We start from the raw sequence: 25330 nt of genomic DNA, 5'->3' as shown, positions 1-25330 counted from the left end.
CACGCCATGAATGTTCTGTCTTCCGTCGATACCAAGAAGGTTGAGGCTGCCGAGGTCGTGGATGAGCTCTGGTACAAGGACGCGATCATCTACCAGCTCCACGTCAAGGCCTTCGCCGACAGCAACAATGACGGCATCGGCGACTTCGCCGGGCTGACCGAGAGGCTGCCCTATCTGCAGGAGCTCGGCGTCACGGCGCTGTGGCTGCTGCCGTTCTATCCCTCGCCCGGCCGCGACGACGGCTATGACATCGGCGATTACGGCGCGGTCAATCCCGATTTCGGGACGATGAAGGACTTCAAGCGCTTCATCCAGGAGGCACAGAAGCGCGGCCTGCGCGTCATCACCGAGCTCGTCGTCAACCACACCTCGGACCAGCACAAATGGTTCAAGCGCGCGCGGCGCAGCCATCCGGGCTCCAGCGCCCGCAACTGGTATGTCTGGAGCGACACCGACCAGAAGTACCAGGGCACGCGCATCATCTTCACCGACACCGAGAAGTCGAACTGGACCTGGGATCCCGAGGCCGGCGCGTTCTATTGGCACCGCTTCTTCTCGCACCAGCCAGACCTCAATTTCGACAATCCGCGCGTGGTCAGCGCCATCATCCAGGTGATGAAGCGCTGGCTCGATGCCGGTGTCGACGGTTTCCGGCTCGATGCGATTCCGTATCTGTGCGAGCGCGAGGGCACCTCGAACGAGAACCTGCCCGAGACCCATGCGATCATCAAGCGGCTGCGCCAGGAGCTGGACGCATATTCCAAGGGCAAGCTGCTGCTGGCCGAGGCCAATCAATGGCCGGAGGACGTGCAGGAATATTTCGGCCGTGGCGACGAATGCCACATGGCCTATCACTTCCCGCTGATGCCGCGCATCTACATGGCGATCGCGCAGGAGGACCGCTTCCCGATCACCGACATCCTGCGCCAGACGCCTGATATCCCGGCGAGCTGCCAATGGGCGCTGTTCCTGCGCAATCACGACGAGCTCACGCTGGAGATGGTTACCGACGTCGAGCGCGACTATCTCTGGACCACCTACGCCAACGATCCCCGCGCGCGCATAAATGTCGGCATCCGCCGCCGCCTTGCGCCGCTGATGGACAACGACCGGCGCAAGATCGAGCTGATGAACTCGCTGCTGCTGTCGTTCCCGGGCACGCCGATCATCTATTACGGCGACGAGATCGGAATGGGCGACAACATCTATCTCGGCGATCGCAACGGCGTGCGCACGCCGATGCAATGGAGCCCGGACCGCAACGGCGGCTTCTCGCGCTGCGACCCAGCCCGGCTCTACGCGCCCCTGATCATGGACCCGGTCTACGGCTATGAATCCGTGAACGTCGAGGCGCAGTCGCGCAGCCTGTCCTCGCTGCTCAGCGCCACCAAGCGGCTGATCTCGGTGCGCAAGTCGACGCTCGCCTTCGGACGCGGCACCATGACCTTCATCCGCCCGGCCAATCGCGCCGTGCTGGCCTATGTCCGGCAATACCGCGACGAGGTGATCCTCTGCGTCGCCAATCTGTCGCGCGCCGCGCAGGCCACCGAGCTCGACCTGTCGCCGTGGAAGGATCGCATTCCGCAGGAAATGCTCGGCCGCACGCGCTTTCCCGCGATCGGCGAATTGCCCTACATGATCACGCTGGGGCCCTACGGCTTCTACTGGTTCCAGCTTCAGGAGCGCGACAAGTCGGAGCCCGTGATTCCGCGCGCGGTGCCGGAATTCGAGACGCTGGTGGTGCCGGTGAATTCGAACTGGGTCTCGCTCGCCCGCGAGCGCGGGGTGTTCGAGCGCGACGTGCTGCCGGGCTTCCTGTCACGGACGCGCTGGTATCCCGAGCACAATCCCAAGCAGATCAAGGCCACGCTCACCTCAGCGGTGCCGTTCAGCGACATCGGCGACAACAGACCCTGGATCGCGTTCTTCGAGACGACGCGGAACGACGTCACCACGCGCTACGTGATGCCGATGCAGATCGAGTGGGTACGCTTCGACCGCGAACGCTTCAACCCGAAGGCGCTCGCCGCCGTGCGCCAGGGTGCGCGAGAGGGCACGCTGCTCGACGTCGCGACCGAGCAGATCTTCATCGGCCTGTTCCTGCGGGGCCTGTCGCAAAACCTGGTGGTGGAGGAGAACAATCTGCGGCTGGAGTTCAAGGCGACCAGCCGGTTCGCCGACTACACCATCAAGGAGCCCGAACGCATCCGCGCCATCGAGCAATCGAACAGCACCGCGCTGGTCGACAACAAATACGTCGCCAAGATCTATCGCCGGCTCGAAAGCGGCGTCAGCCCCGAGATCGAGATCGGCCGCTATCTCACCGAGGTCGCTCGCTTCGCCAACACGCCGGCGCTGCTCGGCAGCGTCGAGCTTGTCGACAATAACCAGCGCAGCGCGCTCGGCGTGCTCCACGCCTATGTCGAAAACCAGGGCGACGGCTGGACCGTGACGACAGGGTATCTCGATCGCTACGTCGACGAGCAGCGCCTGGCGCCGGCCGATGAGATGCCGCGCGAAACCCAGGAGCAGGCGCCGTATCTGCATTTCATTGCGCAGATCGGCCGGCGGCTCGCCGAGCTGCACGTCGCGCTCGCCGCGGCAAAGCCCGACGATCTCGCGCCCGTGCCGATCGAGCCGGCCCAGATCAGGACCTGGCTCTCCGACCTCAAGGCGCGTGCCGAGCGGGTTCTCGAGCGGCTGGCCGACAGCCGCGACGGGCTGCGGGAGGCGGACCGGCCCCTGATCGACCGGCTGGTCGCCGCACGCCGTAGCCTGTTCGACGGCCTGAATGCGCTCTTGCCATCGGACATCGGCGGGTTGAACATCCGTCATCATGGCGACTTCCGGCTCGGGCAAACTCTGATCGTGAAGGACGATATTTTCATCATCGACTTCGACGGCGATCCGCGTGTGCCGCTGGCCAACAAGCGCCGCAAGGCGCCGGCCGCCCGCGACGTCGCCGGCCTGATCCATTCCATCAACCTTTCGGTGAACGCGGCAATAGGCCGCGCGCTCACGGGCGCCTCCGACGAGCAGGACCGCCTCGCCGCCGCGCTCGACGAATGGCGCGAGCGCGCCACCGCGACCTTCCTGTCCGCCTACCGCGAAGCCATGACTGACCGGAGGCTGTGGCCGGACGATCGGTCATGCGCGGAAGGCCTGTTGAAATTTTTCCTGCTAGACCGAGCGTTCCACGACGTAGAGTACGAGCTGTCCCACCGGCCTGAGGGGCTCCATGCGCCGCTGACCGGACTGCTTCGCATTCTGTCCAGTGCCGAGAGCGAAGCCCATGCCTAAACTGCCTGCCGAAGCCTACGCGATCATCGAGGGCCGCCACTCCGACCCCTTCCACTATCTCGGGCTGCATCCCGAGGGCGGCAAAAGCGTGGTCCGCGCATTTCTGCCCGAGGCCACCAATGTCGAGGCGGTCGGCGACCATGGCGAGGTCGCGCCGCTCGACCGCGTCCACGATTCCGGCCTGTTCATCGGCGCCCTGCCCAACGGCTCGAAGCACTACCAGCTGCGCGCCAAGTTCGGCAGCAACGTCGTCGAGTTCGAGGATGCCTACCGCTTTCCACCGATCCTGACCGATTTCGACCTCTACCTGCTCGGCGAAGGCACCCATCAGCGCCTCTACGACAAGCTCGGCGCGCACCCCTTGCGGCTCGAGGGCGTCGACGGCATCGGCTTCGTCGTGCTGGCGCCGAATGCGCGGCGCGTCTCCGTGGTCGGCGACTTCAACTTCTGGGACGGTCGGCGCCATCCGATGCGGGTGCGCGGCAACGGCTATTGGGAATTGTTCATCCCGCATGCGAAGGCAGGCGATCACTACAAGTTCGAGATCGTCGGACCGCATGGTCATCTGCTGCCGCTGAAATCCGATCCGATGGCATTCGCCAGCGAGTTGCGGCCGAAGACGGCGTCGATCGTGTTCGACGAGGCGCATCTGCCGCGGCCGCGCCCGGCGCCCGAAGGCATCAATGCAATGTCGGCACCGATGTCGATCTACGAGGTTCATCTCGGCTCGTGGCGGCGCAAAGGCAACAATGAATGGCTGACCTATCGCGAGCTGGCCGAGCAGCTGCCGGCCTATGCGCGCGACATGGGCTTCACCCATCTCGAATTCCTGCCCGTGAGCGAGCACCCGTTCGACGGCTCATGGGGCTATCAGCCGACCGGCCTCTATGCGCCGACCAGCCGTTTCGGCAGCCCCGAGGATTTTGCGGCGCTGATCGATGCCTGCCACCGCGAAGGCATCGGCGTGCTGCTCGACTGGGTGCCGGGTCACTTCCCGGACGACCCGCACGGGCTCGGCCATTTCGACGGCACCGCGCTCTACGAGCACGCCAACCCGCTGCAGGGCCGCCACCTCGACTGGGGCACGCTGATCTACAATTACGGCCGCACCGAAGTGACGAACTTCCTGGTGTCAAACGCGCTGTTCTGGATGGAGCGTTATGCCATCGACGGCCTGCGCGTCGATGCGGTCGCGTCCATGCTCTATCTCGACTACAGCCGGCCGCCCGGCGCGTGGATTCCGAACCAGTATGGCGGGCGGGAGAACATCGAGGCGATCAACTTCCTGCGCCGCTTCAACACGGAGATGTTCGCCCGCTTCCCGCAGGCGACCACGGCCGCGGAGGAATCCACCGCCTGGCCCCAAGTCTCGCGCCCTGTCGAGTTCGGCGGACTCGGCTTCGGCTACAAATGGAACATGGGCTGGATGCACGACACGCTGAACTACATCAGCAAGGATCCGATCCACCGCAAGCATCATCACGGCGAGATCCTGTTCGGCCTGCACTATGCGTTCTCGGAGAACTTCATCCTGCCGCTGTCGCATGACGAGGTCGTGCACGGCAAGCGCTCCATCCTCGGCCGCATGCCCGGCGACGAGTGGCAGCGCTTCGCCAATTTGCGCGCCTATTACAGCTTCATGTTCGGCCATCCCGGCAAGAAGCTCTTGTTCATGGGCGCCGAGATCGCGCAGAGCCGCGAATGGAATCACGACCAGTCGCTCGACTGGCACCTGCTCGAGTACAAGGTCCATTCCGGCGTCCAGGCCCTGATCCGCGACCTCAACCGGCTCTACCGCGCGGTGCCGGCGCTGCACCAGATGGATTGCGAGCAGGCCGGCTTCGAATGGCTGATCACGGACGATGCCAATCGCAACGTATTCGCCTGGCTGCGCAAGGGGTTCGACGAGAACGCGCGGTGTATCGTCATCGTCAACTTCTCGCCCAACGTCTACCAGAACTATCGCGTTCGCGTGCCCTTCGGCGGCAAGTGGAAGGAAGTGCTCAACTCCGATTCCGCCCATTATGGCGGCAGCAATGTCGGCAATATCGGCGAAGTCCAGGCCGAGGGCGGCGAGCTCCGCCTCACCATTCCGCCGCTCGCTGCGATCTTCCTCGTTCCGGAAAGCTGATCGATGCGCCTGACCGCCGGATCGCCCGCACGGCTCGGCGCAAGCTGGGACGGACGCGGCACCAATTTCGCGCTGTTCTCCGCCAACGCGCAGAAGGTCGAGCTCTGCCTGTTCGACACGCAAGGCCGCCGCGAGCTCGAGCGCATCGAGCTGCCCGAGAAGACCGAGGACGTCTGGCACGGCTATCTCAACGACGTCTCGCCGGGCCAGCTCTACGGCTATCGCGTGCACGGCCCCTACGAGCCCGAGCACGGCCATCGCTTCAATGCCAACAAGCTGCTGCTCGACCCCTACGCCAAGCGGCTCGCCGGGCGCCTGGTCTGGAGCGATGCGCATTTCGCCTATCGCACCGGAAGCCCGCGCGAGGACCTGTCGTTCGACCGGCGCGACAACGCGCGCGGCATGCCCAAGGCCGTCGTGGTCGACGAGACCTTCAACTGGGGCCGCCGCGAGATCCGGCCGAACATTCCCTGGGAAGACACCATCATCTACGAGGCCCACGTCAAGGGCCTGACCCAGAAGCGCGACGACGTGCCGCCGAACCTGCGCGGTACCTATGGCGGACTGTCCTCGCCCGCGATGATCGAGCACCTCAGGAAGCTCGGCGTCACCACGGTCGAGCTGCTGCCGGTGCACAGCTTCGTCGACGACCGCATCCTCGTGGAAAAGAAGCTCGCCAATTACTGGGGCTACAACACGCTGTCCTTCTTCGCGCCGGAGCCTCGCTACGCCCAGGACAATGCGCTCGATTCCTTCCGCACCACGGTGGCGCGGCTGCACGATGCCGGCATCGAGGTCATGCTCGACGTGGTCTACAACCACACCGCCGAGGGAAATCATCTCGGTCCGACGCTGTGCTATCGCGGCATCGACAACGCCTCCTATTATTGGCTGAACCGCGAGAACCCGCGCTATTACGACGACTTCACCGGCTGCGGCTCCTCGGTGAACCTCACCCATCCGCGCGTGCTGCAGATGGTGATGGATTCCTTGCGCTACTGGGTCGAGGTCTGCCACGTCGACGGCTTCCGCTTCGACCTCGCCACCACGCTGGCACGCGGGCCGAACGGTTTTGATCGCGGCAGCTCGTTCTTGACCGCAGTGCGACAGGATCCGGTGCTGGCGACCGTCAAGCTCGTCGCCGAGCCATGGGACCTCGGCCTCGGCGGCTACCAGGTCGGCGCCTTCCCCTCGCAATGGTCGGAATGGAACGATCGCTATCGCAGCGCCATGCGCCGCTACTGGAGCGGCGAAGGCAGCCTGATCGGCGACATCTCCAGCCGCATGACCGCGTCGTCCGACCTGTTCAATCACGACGGGCGGCGGCCGCGCGCCAGCATCAACCACATCACCGTCCACGACGGCTTCACGCTCGCCGATCTCTTCAGCTACAACGAGAAGCACAACGAGGCCAACGGCGAGGACAATCGCGACGGCTCCAACGACAATCACAGCAACAATTGCGGCGTCGAGGGGCCGACCGACGATCCTGATATCATCAGCCTGCGCCGTCAGCTGCGCAAGAACGTGCTGGCCTGCCTGATGCTGGCCCAGGGCGTTCCGCTGATCCTCGCCGGCGACGAGGTCGGCAACTCGCAATCCGGCAACAACAACGCCTATTGCCAGGACAACGAGGTCGGCTGGGTCGGCTGGGACAATCTCGGCAAGGACGGCGACGACATGATCGACTTCGTCGCCCAGCTCGCCGACATCCGTCGCCGTTTCTCGCAGCTGCGCAGCCATCGCTGGCTCGACGGCCGGCCCAAGGACGGCGTCTCCTACGGCGCGTTGTGGCTGACGCCGGCCGGCGACGAGATGACGGAGAGCGACTGGACATTCCCGGATGGGCGGTTTCTCTCCTATGTGATGGGCCCGATGGAACCGGGTGGGGCCGCGATCTTTATCGTACTGAACGCCGCTCCCGAAGAGATCGCATTCAAATTGCCCAAAATGACCGAATACAAGAGCTGGCAGCAGCTCCTGAACACGACCGATGCCAAGCTGAATACGATCGACTTCCTGCCCGGGAGCGACAGCAAGGCGCCGCCGCGATCCGTGCTCGCCTTCGCAGGCGCGCTATGAGGCCATCCTTCGGGGCGAGGCCGACCAGGGACGGCGTGTCGTTCCGGCTGTGGGCACCGGCCGCGCGCCGCGTCGATCTCCTGCTCGACCGCAGGCACGCGATGCAGCGCCGGCAGGACGGCTGGTACGTCGCCGAGATCGCCGGCCTCACCGCCGGCAGCAAATACAAGTTCAGGATCGACGACGAGATCGACGTGCCGGATCCCGCTTCGGCCTTCCAGCCCGAGGACGTGTTCGGCCCGAGCGAGGTGATCGATCACGATAACTTCGCCTGGCGCGCGCGCGATTGGCGCGGCCGTCCCTGGGAAGAGACGGTGCTGGTCGAGACCCATGTCGGCACCTTCACGCCGGAAGGCACCTATCGCGCCATGATCGACAAGCTCGATCATCTCGCCGCGACCGGCATCACGGCGCTGGAATTGATGCCGCTCGCCGATTTCGCAGGACGCCGCGGCTGGGGCTATGACGGCGTGCTGTGGTACGCGCCGGACAGCGCCTATGGCCGGCTCGAAGACCTGAAGACGCTGATCGACGAGGCGCATCTGCGCGGGCTGATGGTGTTCCTCGACGTCGTCTACAATCATTTCGGGCCGGAAGGAAACTATCTCGGCCGTTACGCGCCGACCTTCTTCACCGATGCGCACACGCCGTGGGGCAGTGCGATCGATTATCGCGTGCCGCAAGTGCGCGCCTTCGCCGTCGAGAACGCGTTGTCCTGGCTCGCCGACTACCGCTTCGACGGCCTCAGGCTCGACGCCGCCAATCACATCATGGCTATCCCGGGCGAGCAGTCCATGCTGCAGGACCTCAGCGTTGCCGCCGGCGAGCTCGCCAAGGCTACGGGACGCCACATCCATCTCGTGCTGGAGAACGGCGACAATCGCGCCAGCCTGCTCGACGCTGCGCAGGAGCCGCCGAACGGCAAATATCGCGGGCAGTGGAACGACGACTATCATCACGTCTGGCACGTGATGCTGACCGGCGAGCATGCCGGTTACTATGGCGACTACCAAACGCCGCGCATGGACCTGGCGCGCGCGCTCGCCTCCGGCTTCGTCTATCAGGGCGAGATCTCGGAGTTCTGGGGCAAGAAGCCGCGCGGCGAGCCGAGCGGCCAGCTGCCGCCGGCCACCTTCGTCAATTTCCTGCAGAACCACGACCAGATCGGCAATCGTCCACTCGGCGAGCGGCTGGAAAGCCTGGCATCGCCAAAGCAGATCGAGGCCGCGCTCGCGGTCACCCTGCTCGCGCCTATGGTGCCGATGCTGTTTCAGGGCGAGGAATGGGGCTCGACGGTCCCCTTCCCGTTCTTCTGCGATTTCCAGGGCGGACTCGCCGATGCCGTGCGCACGGGGCGCAAGCGGGAATATGCCTGGGCGTACGAGAAATACGGCGACGAGGTGCCCGACCCGCTCGATCCGGCAACGCTGCAATCGGCCGTGCTCGACTGGACCGGCCGCACGCCGCAACACGATGCGCGGCTTGGGCTGGTGCGAGAGCTGCTCGGCGTCCGTCGCAAGCAGGTCATGCCGCGGCTGAAAGGCGCAAGCTTCGGTGATGCCCAGGCGGCCGACAACGGCCTCCTCACCGCGCATTGGCGCATGGGCGACGGCTCGACATTGCGCCTTGTCGCCAATCTGTCCGATCACGAGATCACCTCCAGCGTCAGCGCGGGCACGCCGATCTGGGGCGGCGGATCCGGCGAGCGGCTCCCGCCCTGGTCGGTGATCTGGCGCCTCGGAGGTTAGGATGCCTCCCGCCATTCCGCTCGCGACCTACCGGCTCCAGCTCACCGCAGATTTCGACTTCGACAAGGCTGCCGCCGTCGTTCCTTACCTCAAGGCGCTTGGCATCACGCATCTCTACGCCTCACCGGTGATGAAGGCCCGCAAGGGCTCGACCCATGGCTACGACACCGTCGACCACGGCCAGTTCAATCCCGAACTCGGCGGCGAAGCAGGCTTTGCGCGGTTGAGCGAAGCGCTCCAGCAGCACGATCTCGGGCTCATCATCGATTTCGTCCCCAACCATGTCGGCGTGCATTTTGCCGACAATCCGTGGTGGCTCGACGTGCTGGAATGGGGCCAGGCCTCTCCGCACGCCGCCTCCTTCGACATCGACTGGGACCAGCTGGCCTACCGCGCCCGCGGCGGCGTGCTGCTGCCGATCCTCGGCTCGTCCTACGGCGAGGCGCTGGAGCGCGGCGACATCGAGCTGCGCTACGACCCGGACGAAGGAAGCTTCGCGGCCTGGTATTTCGAGCACCGCTTGCCCATCGCGCCGGAGCGCTATGGCGAGATGCTGCGGATCGTCGTCAAGGAGGCGGACGCGGCGGAAACGGAGCCCGGCAAGCGCCTGCTGTCGCTCGCGACCCGTTACACGGGGCTGCGGCGTCCCAATCGCAAGGAAGCTCCCGGCTTCAAGGCCGAGCTCAAGGAGATCGCAGGCGCCGCCGACATCATCAAGCGCGGCCTTGCCGCCTATCGCGCCGGCAAGGACCGCCCGGCACAGACGCTGACGCTGCATCATCTCCTGGAGCGCCAGCACTACAAGCTCGGGCACTGGCGGCTTGCCTCCAGCGACATCAATTATCGCCGCTTCTTCGACGTCAATGGCCTCGCCGGCCTGCGCGTCGAGGACGCGAGCACATTTGCCGCCACGCACCGGCTGGTGAAGCAGCTCATCGCCGACGGCAAATTGCAGGGAATCCGGCTCGATCACATCGACGGCCTGCGCGACCCCGCCCAATATTGCCAGCGATTGCGCCGGCTGGTGCGCGACGCCCAAAGCAACACCGCCCAAGGCAACACAAAGCCGTTCTATACGGTGATCGAAAAAATCCTGTGTGAGCACGAGCGCCTGCCGCATTTCGCCGGTGTCCAGGGCACCACCGGCTATGAATGGATGAACGTCATCACCCACGTGCTGATCGATCCCAGGGGGCTGGAGGCGCTGGACGAGACCTGGCGGCAGATCAGCAACCGGCCGCCGCGGCTTGTGCCTTACGTCAAGGACGCCAAGCGGCGCGTGCTCGAGACGTTGCTGACCAGCGAATTCACCGTGCTGACCCGCCTGCTCGCGCGCATCGCCAACGGCCATTATTCGACGCGGGACTTCTCGGCCGACAGCCTGCGGCAGGCGCTCGAGCTCTATGTGCTGCATTTCCCGGTCTATCGCACCTATCTGACGCACAGCGGCCCGACGGCAGCGGACCGCAAGCTGATCGACGACACCATCGCGCGCGCCCGCCGGGACTGGTTCGCCGCCGACGACGGCATCTTCGACTTCCTGCGCGATGCCCTGACCATGGACCTGCTCAAGCCCGGCCGTCCGCCGCACAGCGCCCCGCGCGTGCGCCGCTTCGCGCTCAAGGTGCAGCAATTCACGGGGCCGATGATGGCGAAGTCGCTGGAGGACACCGCGTTCTATCAATTCCACCGGCTGCTCGCGCTGAACGAGGTCGGCGGCGATCCCTCAAGCACCGGCCTCAGCATTCCCGCGTTCCATCAGGCCATGCAGGCTCGCGCCAGGGAATGGCCGCAAGGCATGACGGCAACCGCCACCCACGACACCAAGCGTGGGGAGGATGCGCGCACGCGCATCGCGGCGCTCAGCGAGATTCCCGGTGAATGGACCAGCGCGGTGGCGCGCTGGAAGGTGCTGAACGCACCGCATCTCACGCTCCACGGCAATTTCCGCGCGCCGTCGGCAACGTTCGAATACATGCTCTACCAGACCCTGCTCGGCGTCTGGCCGATTGAGGCGACGGCCGATGCCGCCTTCGTCGAGCGCGTCCAGGCCTATGCCCTCAAGGCTGCGCGCGAGGGCAAGGAGGAGACGAGCTGGCTCAACCCGCATGAAGCCTATGAGGACGGCATCCGCGACTTCATCGCGAAGCTCCTCGACCCTGATCAATCCGCAGAATTCCTTCAGGCATTGCAGACGCTGGCTCGCCGCATCGCGCTGCTCGGCACGTTGAATTCGCTGAGCCAGCTCACGCTCAAGGCGACTCTGCCGGGCGTGCCCGACTTCTATCAAGGCACCGAATTCTGGGACCTGTCGCTGGTCGATCCCGACAACCGCCGTCCGGTCGATTTCGCCGCGCGCCATGCGGCGCTGACATCATTGGAAGCGCCGGATTGGAGCGGCCTCATCGAGAACTGGCCGGACGGCAAGCTCAAGCTGGCCTGGACGCGGCATCTGCTCAAGCTGCGCAACGAGCTGGGCGACGTCTTCGCGCAGGGCGACTACCAGTCGCTGGAGGTACGAGGCGCCCATGCCGACCATGTCGTCGCCTTCGCGCGCCGTCATGGCCGCGCCGCCGCGATCGTCGTGGCCGGGCGTCATTTCGCGCCGTTCACCCAAGCGGGCCGGGAATGGCCCGCACTGGAAGGTATCGACGCCACCATCGACATCACGGGCTATTCAGTGCCGGGCCTTGCGGGCAACGACTTGCCGCTCGCGCAGGCCTTTCGCGACTATCCTGCCTCGGTCATCGCGGCCCGAACCGCGAATGCCGTCGGAGCGCCGCGACAACGCGTGCGCGCCTGAGGTCACTTGCCCCCGTCTTTGGTCAGCAGCAATTGGCCGCGCTTCCTGATCGTCGCCTGCGCCATCTCGGCAAAGCGCTGCAACAGCCAGGGCAGCACCACCTCGACCCGGACCTGATCGTCGGCGACATCGACCTGCCCGGTCGCGACCTGGCCGAGCGCGCGGATGCGGAAATTCATGGTGTCGCCGCTCCAGCGTTCCTCCTCGACCTGCATCACGGGAATGCTTGCTGCGGCGCGGCCAAGCCCAGTCTTCAGCCGGCGCACCGCCTCTTCACGGCCGAGACGATGCGGAATTGAGACGACGAGCGGTGCTGACATGGTCCTGCCTCTTCTGACTAACTCCACATAATCATGTCAGGTCGACCAACAAAGGTTCCATGCAAGTTGATCCCCCGTCCGTGTTTCAAAGCCGGAACTTTACAACCTGCGGCAAGTTGCCCCCGCACAACGGGACAGGTTGCAACGACCCTTTGAACAAAGGGCTGGAGGAGATTCGCATGTCAATCGGCACGATCATTCTGATCATTTTGATCATCGCCCTGCTCGGCGGCTTCAGCGGCATCGGCGGCGGGCCGTTCTACGGCACCGGCTATTACGGCGGCGGCGGCCTCGGGCTTGTCATCGTCATTCTGCTGATCCTTCTGCTGATGGGTAGGATCTAGATGCAGACTTGGTAGGGTGGGCAAAGGCGCGGCGCGCCGTGCCCACCTCATCGCTCGAACGAAAGCAGGTGGTGGGCACGCTTCGTTTTGCCCACCCTACGGCACCCGCCTTCGTCGCAACAGCGACGACCTACTTCACCTTCCCTGCCAGCTTCTTCATCGCCGCCTTGATCGATGCGGCGGCATCGTCATAACCCTCCCACGCCTTCGATCGCGCCAGCAGGACCGGCACGGTGCGTAGCGTGTATCGCTTGGGATCGAGATCGCTCTTCACCTGCGCCCAGGTCAGCGGCATCGAGACCGTGGCCCCGGCGCGGGCTCGCGGCGACAACGGGGCCACCGCCGTCGACATGCGGTCGTTGCGCAGATAATCCAGGAAGATCTTTCCCTTGCGCAGCTTCTTCGACATGTTGAGCAGATAGCGTTCGGGATCGTCGTCGGCCATCCACTGGCAGACGCCTTGCGCAAAGGCCTTGGCCTCCTTCCAGCTCACCTTGTCGCGCGCGCCATGAAGCAGTGGCACCACGACGTGCAGGCCCTTGCCGCCCGTGGTCTTGCAGAAGCTGTCCATGCCGATGTCGGCGAGCCGCTGCCGCATCTCCTTGGCCGCCTCGACGACGTCGGCGAAGTCGACGTCGGGCGCGGGATCGAGGTCGAACACCAGCCGGCCCGGGGTGTCGTAGGCATAGGGCGCGCAGTTCCAGGGATGCAGCTCGACGCCGCCGATCTGCGCCACCGCGGCGAGCCCTTCGATCCGGTCGATCTGAAGATAGGGCTTGCGGTCGCCGGAGACCCGCGCGAGCTCCAGAAGGTTCGACGTCCCCTGCATCGCATGGCGCTGGAAGAAGCACTCGCCCTTGATGCCGTCGGGCGCGCGGATCAGCGAACACGGCCGGCCCTTGAGATGCGCGATCATCCACTCGCCGACGGCTTCGAGATAGCGGGCAAGGTCCAGCTTGGTGACGGCGCCACCATCGCCGTCGTCGGGCCAGAGCTCCTTGTCCGGCTTGGAGATGACGACGCCCATGACCTCGGCATTTTGAGCGGTCTGCTTCGCTCGTCCGCCCGCCTTCGTGCGCGCCGCCTTCCTGGCCCGGGGCTCGGCGAGCTCGGTATCGACGGGCGTCTCGGCCTGGACTTCCTCGGCCGGCTTGTCCTGCCGCAACCCCTTGAACGCCGCCTGGCGTATATTGCCGTCGGCCGTGAAGCCCGCGAACTCGATTTCGGCGACGAGCTCCGGCTTCAGCCAGTGCACGTCCCGCGTCTTCTTCGGCGCGTTCTTGCCGCCGAATGGGCTCTCCTTGACCTCCATGGCCTTGAGAGACGGCATGAGGCGCTTGACCTTGTCCGCGCCAAAGCCGGTGCCGACCATTCCGACGAAGGCGAGATGATCGCCGCGCTGCACGCCTGCCATCAGCGAGCGGAATTTGCCGTTGGTGGTCTTGTAACCGCCGATCACCACCTCATGGCCGGCGCGGCATTTCGACTTGACCCAGCTCTCGGTGCGCCCCGAGCGATAGGGCGCGTTCAGCTTCTTCGACACCACGCCTTCGAGCTCGAGCTTGCAGGCCGATTGCAGCACGGCATCGCCGCCGCTCTCGAAATGCTCGACATAGCGGAGCTGGGTCGATTTCCGCTTGCGCTGGCCCAGCAGCTGCTTCAGCCGGGCCTTGCGTTCGCTGAGCGGCAGGCGGCGGCAATCCTCGTTCTCCGCGAACAGCAGATCGAAGGCAAAGAAAATCAGGTCGTCGGTGTTGCCGTCGGACAGGGCCGCTTGCAGCGAGGAGAAGTTCGGCGCACCGTTATGGTCGAGCGCGACGATCTCGCCGTCGATCATCACGTCCGGCAGCGCGGCCGCCTCCTCGGCGATGGAGGCGAACTTGCTCGTCCAGTCGAGACCCTTGCGGGTCTTCAGCGTCGCCTCGCCGTCCTCGACCCGGAGCTGAACGCGATAGCCGTCGAACTTGATCTCGTGGCACCAGCCCTCGTCTCCGGGCGGCCGCTCGACCAGCGTGCAGAGCTGCGGCGCAACGAAATCCGGCATCTCCGACACCTTCTTGGCGCTCGTCGCGGTCGTGGCACTTGTCTTCGCCGCTTTGCCGGCCTTCAATGCGGTGCGCGGCGCCGGCTTCACCGTGCGCCCTTTCGTCTCCTCGGCACGATTGGACTGCCAGACTGCGTCGGCCTTGCCCTTGGTGCCCTTGGCCAGCATGAACGGCTTCGGCGCGCGGCCCTTGCCCGCGGCGATCTGCTCCATGGTGCGGCCGGAGGCGACAGACTTGTCCTGCTCGAGAATATCGTTGTCCGCGCCTTCGCGAGCATCTTCATCGCGATGCTTGATCAGCAGCCAGTTGGTCCGCTTCTCGCCGCCGCGGTTGCGCATCCGCACCAGGACCCAGCTTCCCTGCAGCTTGTCGCCATGGAGGGTGAACTTCAGATCGCCCTTCTTGAAGCCGGCTTCCGGATCGTCCGAGTCCCAGGTGCCGCGGTCCCACAACATCACGGTGCCGCCGCCGTACTGGCCTTCCGGAATCGTGCCTTCGAAATCGCCATAATCGAGCGGATGGTCCTCGACCTCGACCGCGAGCCGCTTGTCATGGGGATCGAGCGAGGGCCCCTTCGTCACCGCCCAGGACTTGAACACGCCGTCGAATTCGAGCCTGAGATCGTAATGCAGCCGGCTCGCATCATGCTTCTGAATCACGAAGCGCCGCTGTTTCGATGGCGCCACGGCGGACTTGCCCGATGGCTCCGGCGTTTTCTCGAAGTCGCGTTTCTGTCGGTAAGTGGAAAGTTTTTGCAGCACGACCGGTCCCGCTTCTCGTTCGGCACTCAAAGCCTATCACGGCGAAAGTCCCGCCCGGAACCAAAACCCGATGGGACGGTTGGGGTTCCAAAACGCCTTGAAAACGCTGGAGAATGGAATGGCCCCGCGCGCCTATTGGAAGGGAACGTTGAAGCTGTCGCTGGTCAGTTGCCCGGTCGTGCTTTATCCGGCGACCACCGCGGCCGAGAAGACGCGCTTTCACCTGATCAACCGCGAGACCGGGAACCGGCTCAAGCAGCAGATGATCGATTCCGAGACCGGTGACGTCGTCGAGAGCGACCAGAAGGGCCGCGGTTACGAGCTGCGCAAGGGCAAGTATGTCGAGATCGAGCCGGAGGAGCTCGAAGCGGTCCAGATCGAGAGCAACCATACCATCGACATCGAGAGCTTCGTGCCGCGCGAGGAGATCGATCAGCGCTTTCTCAACCATCCCTATTACATCGCGCCCGACGGCAAGGCGGCGGCCGATGCGTTCGCGGTGATCCGCGACGCGATGAAGGACCAGGAACGCGTCGCCCTCGCCAAGATCGTTCTGACCAACCGCGAGCACGTCATGGCGATCGAGCCGCTCGGCAAGGGCCTGCTCGGCACCACGCTGCGCTTCCCTTACGAGCTGCGCGAGGAGGACCAGTTCTTCGACGACATCAAGAGCCCGAAGATCACCAAGGACATGGTCGAGCTCGCCGGCCACATCCTGCAGACCAAGGCGGCGCATTTCGACCCCAGCAAGTTCAAGGACGAATACGAGGACGCGCTGAAGGCCCTGGTGAAGCGCAAGGCCAGCGGCAAGAAGATCGAGCTGCCCGAGCCCGAGGAGCGGCCGAGCAACGTCGTCAGCCTGATGGACGCACTGAAGCAGAGCCTGAAGGGCGGCAAGAAGACGGCGGCGAAGTCGCATGCGCGCCGCGCGACGGGGCGGCGGCACGCTCCGAAGAAGGCGCACCGGTCGACGGCGCGGCACAGGAAGGCGGGCTAGTTTACACCGGCGTCATTGCGAGGAGCCCTTGCGACGAAGCAATCCAGACCGCCTCCGCGGCGGGACTCTGGATTGCTTCGCTGCGCTCGCAATGACGATGTGGGGACGCCATCGCGCCACAAATAATACCGTCAATCCCCCGCCTTCAGCCGATACCCGATCCCGGTTTCCGTCAGCACGTATTGCGGCCGCTCCGGATCGGCTTCGATCTTCTGGCGGAGCTGGCGGACATAGACGCGCAGATATTGCGCGTCGGTCAATTCGTCCCACAGCTCCTTCAGCAGGAAGCGATGGGTGAGCACCTTGCCGGCGTGCTGCACCAGCACGCGCAGCAGGTCGTATTCCTTCGGCGAGAGCTTCACGTCGCGATCCCCGACCTTGACGATGCGGCGGACGAGATCGACCGAGAGATCGCCGGTGCGGAACACCGGACGTTCACCCTTGACCTGAAGCTGGTGGCGCAACGCGGCGCGCAGGCGCGCCAGGAGCTCCTCCATCCCGAACGGCTTGGTCAGATAATCGTCGGCGCCGAGATCTAGCGCCTGGACCTTGCCGGCTTCGTCGCCGCGGCTCGACAGCACCACGATCGGCACGCCTTCGTTGCGGGCGCGGATGGTGCGGAGCAGCTCATGGCCCTGAACGTCGGGCAGTCCGAGATCGAGGATGATCAGCGCCGGCTCCTCGTCGAGCTTCTCCAGCGCCGTCTTGCCGTTCGGCGCTTCCAGGATGTCATAGCCCTGCGTCGTAAGCCCCATCCGCAGCAATTTGCGGATCGGCGGCTCGTCGTCGATGACCAGGACCTTGATCGGAGCGGCGCTCATGCGGCGGTATCCAATGCGTGGTTCTCTGCCGGAACCGGCAGGCGAACGGTGAGCACCGCGCCGCTTCGCTCGCTGCGATTGGCAGCGGAGATCGTGCCGCGCATGGCCTCGACGAAGCCGCGGGAGATGGCAAGCCCGAGCCCGGTGCCGGGACGGACGTGATCGCCCTTCTGCACGCGATAGAACTTGTCGAACACGCTCTCGAGCTCGTCCGCCGGAATGCCGGCGCCCTCGTCGGCGATCTCGAGCACGACATGAGCACCGTCGCGCCGGCCGCGGATTGAGATCGTCGTCTCCGGCGGCGCGTACTTTGCGGCGTTGTCGAGCAGATTGAACAGCACCTGCTCGAACAGCACGGCATCGAGCTGGAGCATCGGCAGATCGGCGGCCAGCACCAGCTCGACCTTGTGGCGGCTGAGGATCTTGCTGGCGCGCCGCAGCGCGCTGCCCACGATTTCGCCGAGATCGTGCAGCGCCGTGTTGGGCACGATCGCGCCGGATTCGAGCTTGGTCATGTCGAGCAGATTGGCGATGAAGCGGTTGAGCCGCTCGGATTCGTCGATCACGGTGGCGAGCAGGTCGCGCTTCTCGGTGTCGGAGAGCGCACCGGCGAGATCGCGCATGGTCGAGGCTGCGCCCAACACCGACGCCAGCGGCGTCTTCAGATCGTGCGAGATCGAGGTCAACAGTGCAGAGCGCAGCCGCTCGGATTCGACGGTGCGCTTGACGCGGTCCATGTCCTCGACCAGCAGCACGCGCTCGATCGCGAGCGCGCCCTGGTCGACCAGCGCATCGAGCAGCCGGCGCTGGTCCGGCGTCAGCAGCGGGCCGGTGCGGTCGTTGTCGATGCCGATCACGCCGATCGGGCCGCGCCCGGTGCGCATCGGCAGGAACAGCCGTTTTGCGCCTGGCAAGGTGTCCGAGCCGCGGCCGGCGGGGCGATCGTTGCTCCACGCCCAGTTGGCGGCGGCAAGGTCGGCCTGGTCGAGCTCGTCCTCGGGCGGATAGCCTGATTTCACCGTGAGCAGGCCTTCATCCGGCAACAACAGCACCACGCGCACCTTGAGCATCAATGCGGTCTGGTAGGCACTCGCCCACAAGACGTCGTCGAGCGTGGCGGTGCCGGCGAGCTTGCGGCTGAAGGCATAGAGCTGCTCGGTCATCCTGATCCGGCCGATCGCGGTGTCGGCCTGGATGCGCACGCGCGCCGCCACATTGGAGACGATCATCGCCACCACCAGGAACAGCACGAAGGCGGCGACATTGGTCGGGTCGGTGATCGTGAAAGTGTAGATCGGCGGCAGGAAGAAGAAATTGTAGGACAGCGAGGCCGCGACGGTCGCCAGCAGCGACGGCCACAGGCCATAGCGCACGGCCACCGCGACCACCGCGGTCAGCAGCACCAGGTCGACGTTCTCAATGCCGAAATAAGGCTGGATCAACTTGGCCGCGCCGAGACCCACAAGCACGATTCCAAGCGCCTTGAGATAAGGCAAGGGATCGAATGGCTCGGATCGTGCGGCGGTCTGCACCGCCATCTTGGGCGCGGCCTCTCCGGAAAGCTCGTCGCCGGGGATGACGTGAACGCTGATATTGCCCGCGCGGCGCACCAGATCGTGCACGACGGAGCCGCGCGTCATCTCGAACCAGCGCGAGCGCGTCGATTTGCCGATCACGATCTGGGTGACGTTGTTGCCTTGCGCGAAATTGACGACGTCGTCGGCGATGCGGCGGCCGACGGCGGGAATGGTCAGCGCCTCGCCGCCGAGCGATTCCGCGAGCCGCAGCGTATCGGCCAGCCGATCCCGCTCCTCGTCGGACAATTGCAGCGATCGCCGCGTCTCGATCGAGATCGCGGTGAACGGCGCATGGAGCCGGTCGGCCAGCCGCTTGGTGTAGCGCACGAGGCCGGCCGCGCGGGGATCCTCGCTGACGCAGACCAGGATGCGCTCGCCCGCGGCCCAGGGCCCGGGAATCGCATTCGCCTGCATGTGGTTGAGCAGCTGCTCGTCGACCCGCTCGGCGGTGCGGCGCAGGGCGAGCTCACGCAGCGCCGTGAGGTTGCCCGGCGAGAAATAATGCTCCAGCGCCCGCTCGGCCTGCTTGGGCACATAGACCTTGCCCTCCTTCAGCCGCTGGATCAGGTCGTCTGGCGTGAGGTCGATCAGCTCGATGGCGTCGGCACGGTCGAACACCGAATCCGGCACGGTTTCGCGCACCCTGACATGGGTGATCTGGGCAACGACGTCGTTCAGGCTCTCGATGTGCTGGATGTTGACGGCGGTGTAGACGTCGATGCCGTGCGAGAGCAGCTCCTCGACGTCGAGATAGCGCTTGGGGTGGCGGCAAAGGGGCGCATTGGTGTGGGCGAGCTCGTCGACCAGCGCAATCTGCGGCCGCCGCGCGATCACCGCGTCGAGGTCCATCTCCTCGACGATCTGGCCGCGGTAGTCCAGCCGTTTGCGCGGCACCACTTCGAGGCCGCGCACCAGCGCCTCGGTCTCGGCGCGGCCATGGGTCTCGACGAAGCCGACCACGACATCGATGCCGGCCTTGCGCTTGGCATGGGCGCTTTGCAGCATCTCGTAGGTCTTGCCGACGCCGGGAGCGGCGCCGACGAAGATCTTCAGCCTGCCGCTCGCGCTCTCCTCCCGGCGCGCCGCTTCCAGCAGGGCCTCCGGGGACGGACGTTGTTCGGGATCGCGGCGCTCTCGGACCATCTTGCCAGTATAATCACCCCCACACTGCGAGCCTAGACGGCTACTTCGCGGCCATGCGATCGAGCGCGAGATTCAGCGCCAGAACGTTAACCCTGGGCTCGCCGAGCAGGCCGAGCAGGCGGCCTTCGGTGCTGGCGGTCACAAGCTGCTTGACCTGATCCTCAGGCAGACTCCGCGCCTTCGCCACGCGCGGCACCTGGAATTGCGCCGCTTCCGGCGAGATGTCCGGGTCGAGGCCGCTGGCCGAGGTCGTCACCAGATCGACCGGCACCGAGGCGTTCGGATTCTCGCGCCTGAGCTTGTCCACATCTTCCTTCAACCGGTCGGCCAGCGCCTTGCTGGTCGGGCCGAGATTGGAGCCGCCCGAATTGGCGGCATTGTAGGGCGCGGACACCGTCTTGGCCGAGTCGTTCGGGTCCGGCGCCAGCGTCGCCGAGGGGCGGCCGTGGAAATATTTGTCGTCTTTGAACTCCTGCCCGATCAGGGCGGAGCCGATCACCTTGCCGTCTTTCTCGATCAGGCTGCCTTGCGCCTGTACGGGAAACAGCGCGCCCGCCATGCCGGTCATGGCGAGCGGGTAGGCAAGCCCGGTGATGGCGGTGAGCGCCAGCAGCAGGACGATGGCGGGGCGGATTTCTCTGAGCATGTTAGGTCTCCTCTGTCTTTTCGTCATTGCGAGCGAAGCGAAGCAATCCAGGGGGTCTTTCCGATGAGGCAGTCTGGATTGCTTCGTCGCTTCGCTCCTCGCAATGACGAGGTTATGCCAAGTGCAAGGCGGTCACCGCGAGGTCGATCACCTTAATGCCGATGAAGGGAATGACGATGCCGCCGAGCCCGTAGATCAAGAGGTTGCGGCGGAGCAGCGCGCCGGCGCCGACGGCGCGGTAGGCGACGCCCTTCAGCGCGAGCGGGATCAGCGCGATGATGACGAGCGCGTTGAAGATGATCGCCGACAGGATGGCGCTCTGCGGGCTCGACAGATTCATGACGTTGAGCACGTTCAGTTGCGGGTAGAACGCCAGGAACATCGCCGGGATGATCGCGAAATATTTGGCGACGTCGTTGGCGATCGAGAACGTCGTCAGCGCGCCACGCGTCATCAGCAGCTGCTTGCCGATCTCGACCACCTCGATCAGCTTGGTCGGGTTGGAGTCGAGGTCGACCATGTTGCCGGCCTCACGGGCGGCCTGGGTGCCGGTGTTCATGGCGACGCCGACATCGGCCTGGGCGAGCGCCGGCGCGTCGTTGGTGCCGTCGCCGCACATCGCCACCAGCTTGCCCTTGGCCTGCTCGTCGCGGATCAGCTTGAGCTTGTCCTCGGGCGTTGCCTGCGCCAGGAAATCGTCGACGCCGGCTTCCGCGGCGATGGCGGCCGCCGTCATCGGGTTGTCGCCGGTGATCATGATGGTGCGGATGCCCATGCGGCGCAGCTCGGCGAAGCGCTCGCGGATGCCGCCCTTGACGATGTCCTTGAGCTGGACGATCCCGAGCAGCCTGCCGTCCTTGGCGACAGCCAGCGGCGTGCCGCCGGATTTCGAGACTTCATCGGCAATGGCCTGGGTCTCACGGCCCACCTCCGAGAGCGCAGCAGGCTGCATCGCCCGCGCCGTGTTGCCGGAGGCAACCGCCAGCGGCGCGCCGCCGCCGACATAATTGAGCATGGCATCGACCGCGCCCTTGCGCACCGACGAGCCGCCGGCATCGACGCCGCTCATGCGGGTCTGCGCCGTAAACGGGATGAAGGTGGCACCCAGCTCCGCCATGTCGCGGCCGCGGATGCCGTATTTCTCCTTTGCCAGCACGACGATGGAGCGGCCTTCGGGTGTCTCGTCTGCGAGCGAGGCAAGTTGGGCGGCATCCGCCAGCTCCTGCTCGGTCACGCCGCGAACGGGGCGGAACGCGGTCGCCTGCCGGTTGCCCAGCGTGATGGTGCCGGTCTTGTCGAGCAGCAGCGTGTCGACGTCGCCGGCGGCCTCGACCGCACGGCCCGACATCGCCAGCACGTTGAAGCGCACCAGGCGGTCCATGCCGGCGATGCCGATCGCCGACAACAGCGCGCCAATCGTGGTCGGGATCAGCGTCACGAACAGCGCGACCAGCACGATCACCGAGATCGAGCCGCCGGCATAGGCCGCGTAGCTCGGAATGGTGACGGTGGCGAACACGAAGATGATGGTGAGGCCGGCGAGCAGGATGTTGAGCGCGATCTCGTTCGGCGTCTTCTGCCGCTCGGCGCCTTCGACCAGCTTGATCATGCGATCGATGAAGGTCGAGCCTTGGGCTGCCGTGATGCGCACCCGGATCCAATCCGACAGCACCTGCGTGCCGCCGGTCACCGCCGAACGGTCGCCGCCGGATTCGCGGATCACGGGCGCAGACTCGCCGGTAATGGCGGCCTCGTTGACGGAGGCGACGCCCTCGATCACCTCGCCGTCGGACGGAATGGTGTCGCCGGCTTCGACCAGCACGATGTCGCCGACCTTCAGGCTGGTGCCCGGCACTAGCTTGAAAGCCTGGCCGGCGCCGGTCAAAAGCTTGGCCTGGCTCTCGGTGCGGGTCTTGCGCAGCGATTCGGCCTGCGCCTTGCCGCGGCCTTCCGCAACGGCTTCAGCGAAATTGGCGAACAGCACCGTGAACCAGAGCCAGAGGATGATCTGGAAGGTGAAGCCGAGGCTCGCTCCGCCCGTGACGAGGTCGCGCAGGAAGATCACCGTGGTGAGCGCGGCGACGATCTCGACCACGAACATCACGGGGTTCTTCACCATCAGCCGCGGGTCGAGCTTGGTGAAGGACGCCCGGATCGCAGGGAGCACGATCCTGGGATCGAGCATCGCCGACATCGGAGCGCGCTTTTGCAGTTTCATCGTATCCATGGAGGTCACTCCAAACAATCAGAAGTCAGAACACTTGGCCCGCGTTCATCGCGAGGTGCTCGACGATGGGGCCGAGCGCGAGCGCCGGGAAGAAGGTGAGGCCGCCGATGATCAGGATCACGCCGACGACGAGGCCGACGAACAGCCCGCCGGTGGTTGGGAACGTACCGGCCGACGGCGGAATCGACTTCTTGGCGGCGAGCGCGCCCGCAATCGCCATCGCCGGAACGATCATGAAGAAGCGGCCGACGAACATCGCCGATGCGAGCGTGAGATTGTAGAAGAAGGTGTTGCCGGTGAGCCCTGCGAAGGCCGAGCCGTTGTTGCCTGTCGCCGAGGTGAAGGCGTAAAGCACCTCGGTGAAGCCGTGCGGGCCGGCATTCGCCATCGAGGCGACAGCAGCCGGATAGACCACGCCGACCGCGGTCCAGCCGAGATACATCAGCGGCAGCACAAGGATCGCGAGCATCGCCATCTTGACCTCGCGCGCCTCGATCTTCTTGCCGACATATTCCGGCGTGCGGCCCACCATCAAGCCTGCGACGAAGATCGAGAGGACGACGAACAGCAGCATGCCGTACAGGCCGGCGCCGACGCCGCCGATGATGATCTCACCGAGCTGCATGTTGATCAGCGGGATCATGCCGCCGAGCGCGGTGAAGCTGTCATGCATGGCGTTGACCGCGCCGCAGGAGGCGGCCGTCGTGATCACGGCGAACAGCGAGGAGGCGACGATGCCGAAGCGAACCTCTTTGCCTTCCATGTTGCCGCCGGTCAGGCCGAGCGCATGCAGGGTCGAGGTGCCGCTGGCTTCAGCCCAATAGCAAACGGCGACGCCGGCGACGAACAGCACGCCCATTACGGCGAGGATCGCCCAGCCCTGGCGCTGGTTGCCGACCATGCGGCCGAACACGTTGGTGAGCGCCGCGCCGAGCACGAAGATCGACAGCATCTGCACGAAGTTCGACAGCGCGGTCGGATTCTCGAAGGGATGCGCGGCATTGGCATTGAAGAAGCCGCCGCCGTTGGTCCCCAGCATCTTGATCGCGACCTGCGAGGCGACCGGGCCGACCGCGATGGTCTGCCTGGCGCCCTCGAGCGTGGTCGCTTCGACGTAATCTCCAAGCGTTTGCGGGATGCCCTGCCAGACCAGGAACAGTGTGAACACGACGCAGATCGGCAGCAGGATGTAGAGCGTGCAGCGGGTCACATCGACCCAGAAGTTGCCGACTGTACGCATGGAAGCGCGGGCAAAGCCGCGGATCAGGGCAACGGCAAGCACGATTCCGGTCGCCGCCGAGAGGAAATTCTGGTGCGTCAGGCCGACCATCTGGGTCAAATAGGACAGCGTGCTCTCGCCGCCGTAGTTCTGCCAGTTGGTGTTGGTGATGAAGGAGATCGCGGTGTTGAAGGACAGATCCTCGGCGACCGCGGACTGGCCGGCCGGGTTGAATGGCAGCACGGCCTGCAGCCGCATCAGGCCGTAGATGATGAGGAAGCCGCCGACATGGAACAGCAGCATCGCGACCGTGTAGGTGAGCCAGTGCTGCTCGCGCTTCTCGTCGACGCCGGAGATCCAATAGATGCCGGCTTCGATCGGGCGCAGGACGGGCGACAGGAAGGTGCGCTCGCCGTTGAATACGCGCGTCATGTACCAGCCGAGCGGCTTGGTCAGTGCGACCACGATCGTGCAATAAAGAATGATCTGGAACCAACCGATCACAGTCATGGCATCAACCCTTCAGGCTTTTGGTCCGGCGCAAGAGCGGCAGGAGCAGCGCGAGCAGGCCCGTGACGAGCGCAGCGCCGGCCAGCAGCAATTCGACGAGCAGCAGCACGGCGTCAGAACCGCTCGGGCCGCAGCAGTGCATAGGTGAGATAGATCAGGAGGCCGAACGAAACGGCGCCGGCGAGCGCATAATCGAAGATCATGGTCCGCTCCCTCACAGCCGTTCGCAGGCATAGGTGTAGCCGATCGCGAGGGCAAAGAAGACGAAGCCCAGCGCCAGCATCAAAAGGTCCATCATGGCGATACTCCTCAAGCGAGACGATGTCCGGCATAGCCGTCTCTGGATTCCGGCTGGCCGCTTGCTGCGATCGATCGCGGCGCGGCCGGAAACTTCACCGCGCTGAGGTGCCACCGCGCCCATAAGTTTTCGAGATGAGGCCTATGGCGACGTTATAGGAATCTCATAAAGGCCGGCCCGTCTCGGCGGGCGGCCCTGGCAAGAACGAAAGTCGAGGGACGATCGCGCTACCCGGAAGGCCCCCGTCCACTTATGGAATCCCTATATCTCGCGCCCGAACCCCATCTCGTTTTCAAATCCCCTCCAGGCCATCTTGGCGACGCCGGCCGACTGACCGACGCCACTTCCAGGAGGCCTG

At 65.3% G+C, this 25330-nt stretch carries 15 protein-coding genes; 7 read left to right on the top strand and 8 right to left on the bottom strand.

Features of this window, described 5'->3' with window-relative positions:
* The first annotated feature begins 6 nt into the window (after positions 1–6).
* Genes treS through treY form a run of 5 tightly spaced genes read left to right on the top strand, consistent with a single transcriptional unit; the run spans position 7 to position 12064 of the window.
* Positions 7–3300 carry a maltose alpha-D-glucosyltransferase gene (gene treS / locus N2602_RS09800; RefSeq protein ID WP_260382511.1) on the top strand — a complete coding sequence of 1098 codons (3294 nt, stop codon included), beginning with the start codon at positions 7–9 and terminating at the stop codon, positions 3298–3300.
* The gene (glgB, locus tag N2602_RS09795) at positions 3293–5431 is read left to right on the top strand and encodes a 1,4-alpha-glucan branching protein GlgB (RefSeq protein ID WP_172786885.1); all 2139 of its coding nucleotides are present in this window, start codon (positions 3293–3295) and stop codon (positions 5429–5431) included. The genes treS and glgB overlap by 8 nt, the downstream gene beginning before the upstream one ends.
* A gap of 3 nt (positions 5432–5434) precedes the next feature.
* Positions 5435–7513 carry a glycogen debranching protein GlgX gene (gene glgX, locus N2602_RS09790; RefSeq protein WP_212254497.1) on the top strand — a complete coding sequence of 693 codons (2079 nt, stop codon included), beginning with the start codon at positions 5435–5437 and terminating at the stop codon, positions 7511–7513.
* Positions 7510–9261: a malto-oligosyltrehalose trehalohydrolase gene (treZ, locus tag N2602_RS09785; protein WP_260382510.1), complete on the top strand. Its 1752-nt coding sequence runs from the start codon at positions 7510–7512 to the stop codon at positions 9259–9261. The genes glgX and treZ overlap by 4 nt, the downstream gene beginning before the upstream one ends.
* A 1-nt stretch (position 9262) precedes the next feature.
* Entirely contained in the window at positions 9263–12064 is a 2802-nt protein-coding gene (treY, locus tag N2602_RS09780; RefSeq protein WP_260382509.1) for a malto-oligosyltrehalose synthase, read from the top strand.
* Between the two features lie 2 nt (positions 12065–12066).
* Here the strand turns inward: treY and N2602_RS09775 are convergent, their stop codons facing one another.
* Positions 12067–12384, bottom strand: coding sequence for a polyhydroxyalkanoic acid system family protein (locus N2602_RS09775; protein ID WP_172786889.1), 318 nt, complete (start codon positions 12382–12384; stop codon positions 12067–12069).
* A 179-nt stretch (positions 12385–12563) separates the two neighbouring features.
* Here N2602_RS09775 and N2602_RS09770 point away from each other — a divergent pair, with 179 nt between their 5' ends.
* Positions 12564–12728 (top strand): DUF3309 family protein, encoded by a 165-nt coding sequence (locus N2602_RS09770; RefSeq protein WP_008560028.1) that lies wholly within the window; start codon positions 12564–12566, stop codon positions 12726–12728.
* Positions 12729–12858: 130 nt separating this feature from the next.
* On the opposite strand, the gene ligD is transcribed toward N2602_RS09770, so the two are convergent.
* Positions 12859–15534 carry a DNA ligase D gene (gene ligD / locus N2602_RS09765; RefSeq protein WP_260382508.1) on the bottom strand — a complete coding sequence of 892 codons (2676 nt, stop codon included), beginning with the start codon at positions 15532–15534 and terminating at the stop codon, positions 12859–12861.
* Positions 15535–15652: 118 nt separating this feature from the next.
* Between ligD and N2602_RS09760 the strand changes: the two genes are divergently transcribed.
* Positions 15653–16531 (top strand): Ku protein, encoded by an 879-nt coding sequence (locus N2602_RS09760; RefSeq protein ID WP_212254492.1) that lies wholly within the window; start codon positions 15653–15655, stop codon positions 16529–16531.
* A 131-nt stretch (positions 16532–16662) separates the two neighbouring features.
* Here the strand turns inward: N2602_RS09760 and N2602_RS09755 are convergent, their stop codons facing one another.
* From N2602_RS09755 to N2602_RS09730, 6 genes are all read right to left on the bottom strand, one after another.
* Positions 16663–17352 (bottom strand): response regulator, encoded by a 690-nt coding sequence (locus tag N2602_RS09755; protein ID WP_260382507.1) that lies wholly within the window; start codon positions 17350–17352, stop codon positions 16663–16665.
* The gene (locus N2602_RS09750) at positions 17349–20072 is read right to left on the bottom strand and encodes a sensor histidine kinase KdpD (RefSeq protein ID WP_260382506.1); all 2724 of its coding nucleotides are present in this window, start codon (positions 20070–20072) and stop codon (positions 17349–17351) included. Before N2602_RS09750 ends, N2602_RS09755 begins: the two co-directional genes overlap by 4 nt.
* Positions 20073–20112: 40 nt before the next feature.
* Positions 20113–20718: a K(+)-transporting ATPase subunit C gene (locus tag N2602_RS09745; protein ID WP_260382505.1), complete on the bottom strand. Its 606-nt coding sequence runs from the start codon at positions 20716–20718 to the stop codon at positions 20113–20115.
* Positions 20719–20830: 112 nt separating this feature from the next.
* On the bottom strand, positions 20831–22945 hold the full coding sequence (gene kdpB / locus N2602_RS09740) for a potassium-transporting ATPase subunit KdpB (protein WP_260382504.1): 2115 nt from the start codon (positions 22943–22945) through the stop codon (positions 20831–20833).
* Between the two features lie 25 nt (positions 22946–22970).
* Complete coding sequence (kdpA, locus tag N2602_RS09735) at positions 22971–24674, bottom strand: potassium-transporting ATPase subunit KdpA (RefSeq protein WP_260382503.1); 1704 nt, start codon at positions 24672–24674, stop codon at positions 22971–22973.
* A gap of 113 nt (positions 24675–24787) precedes the next feature.
* On the bottom strand, positions 24788–24877 hold the full coding sequence (locus N2602_RS09730) for a K(+)-transporting ATPase subunit F (protein ID WP_035698142.1): 90 nt from the start codon (positions 24875–24877) through the stop codon (positions 24788–24790).
* Positions 24878–25330 lie beyond the last annotated feature (453 nt).

It is taken from the genome of Bradyrhizobium sp. NC92, from assembly GCF_025200865.1.
Taxonomy (GTDB): domain Bacteria; phylum Pseudomonadota; class Alphaproteobacteria; order Rhizobiales; family Xanthobacteraceae; genus Bradyrhizobium.
Note: the sequence above shows the minus strand (reverse complement) of the source record. Positions and strands in the feature narration are given on the sequence as shown.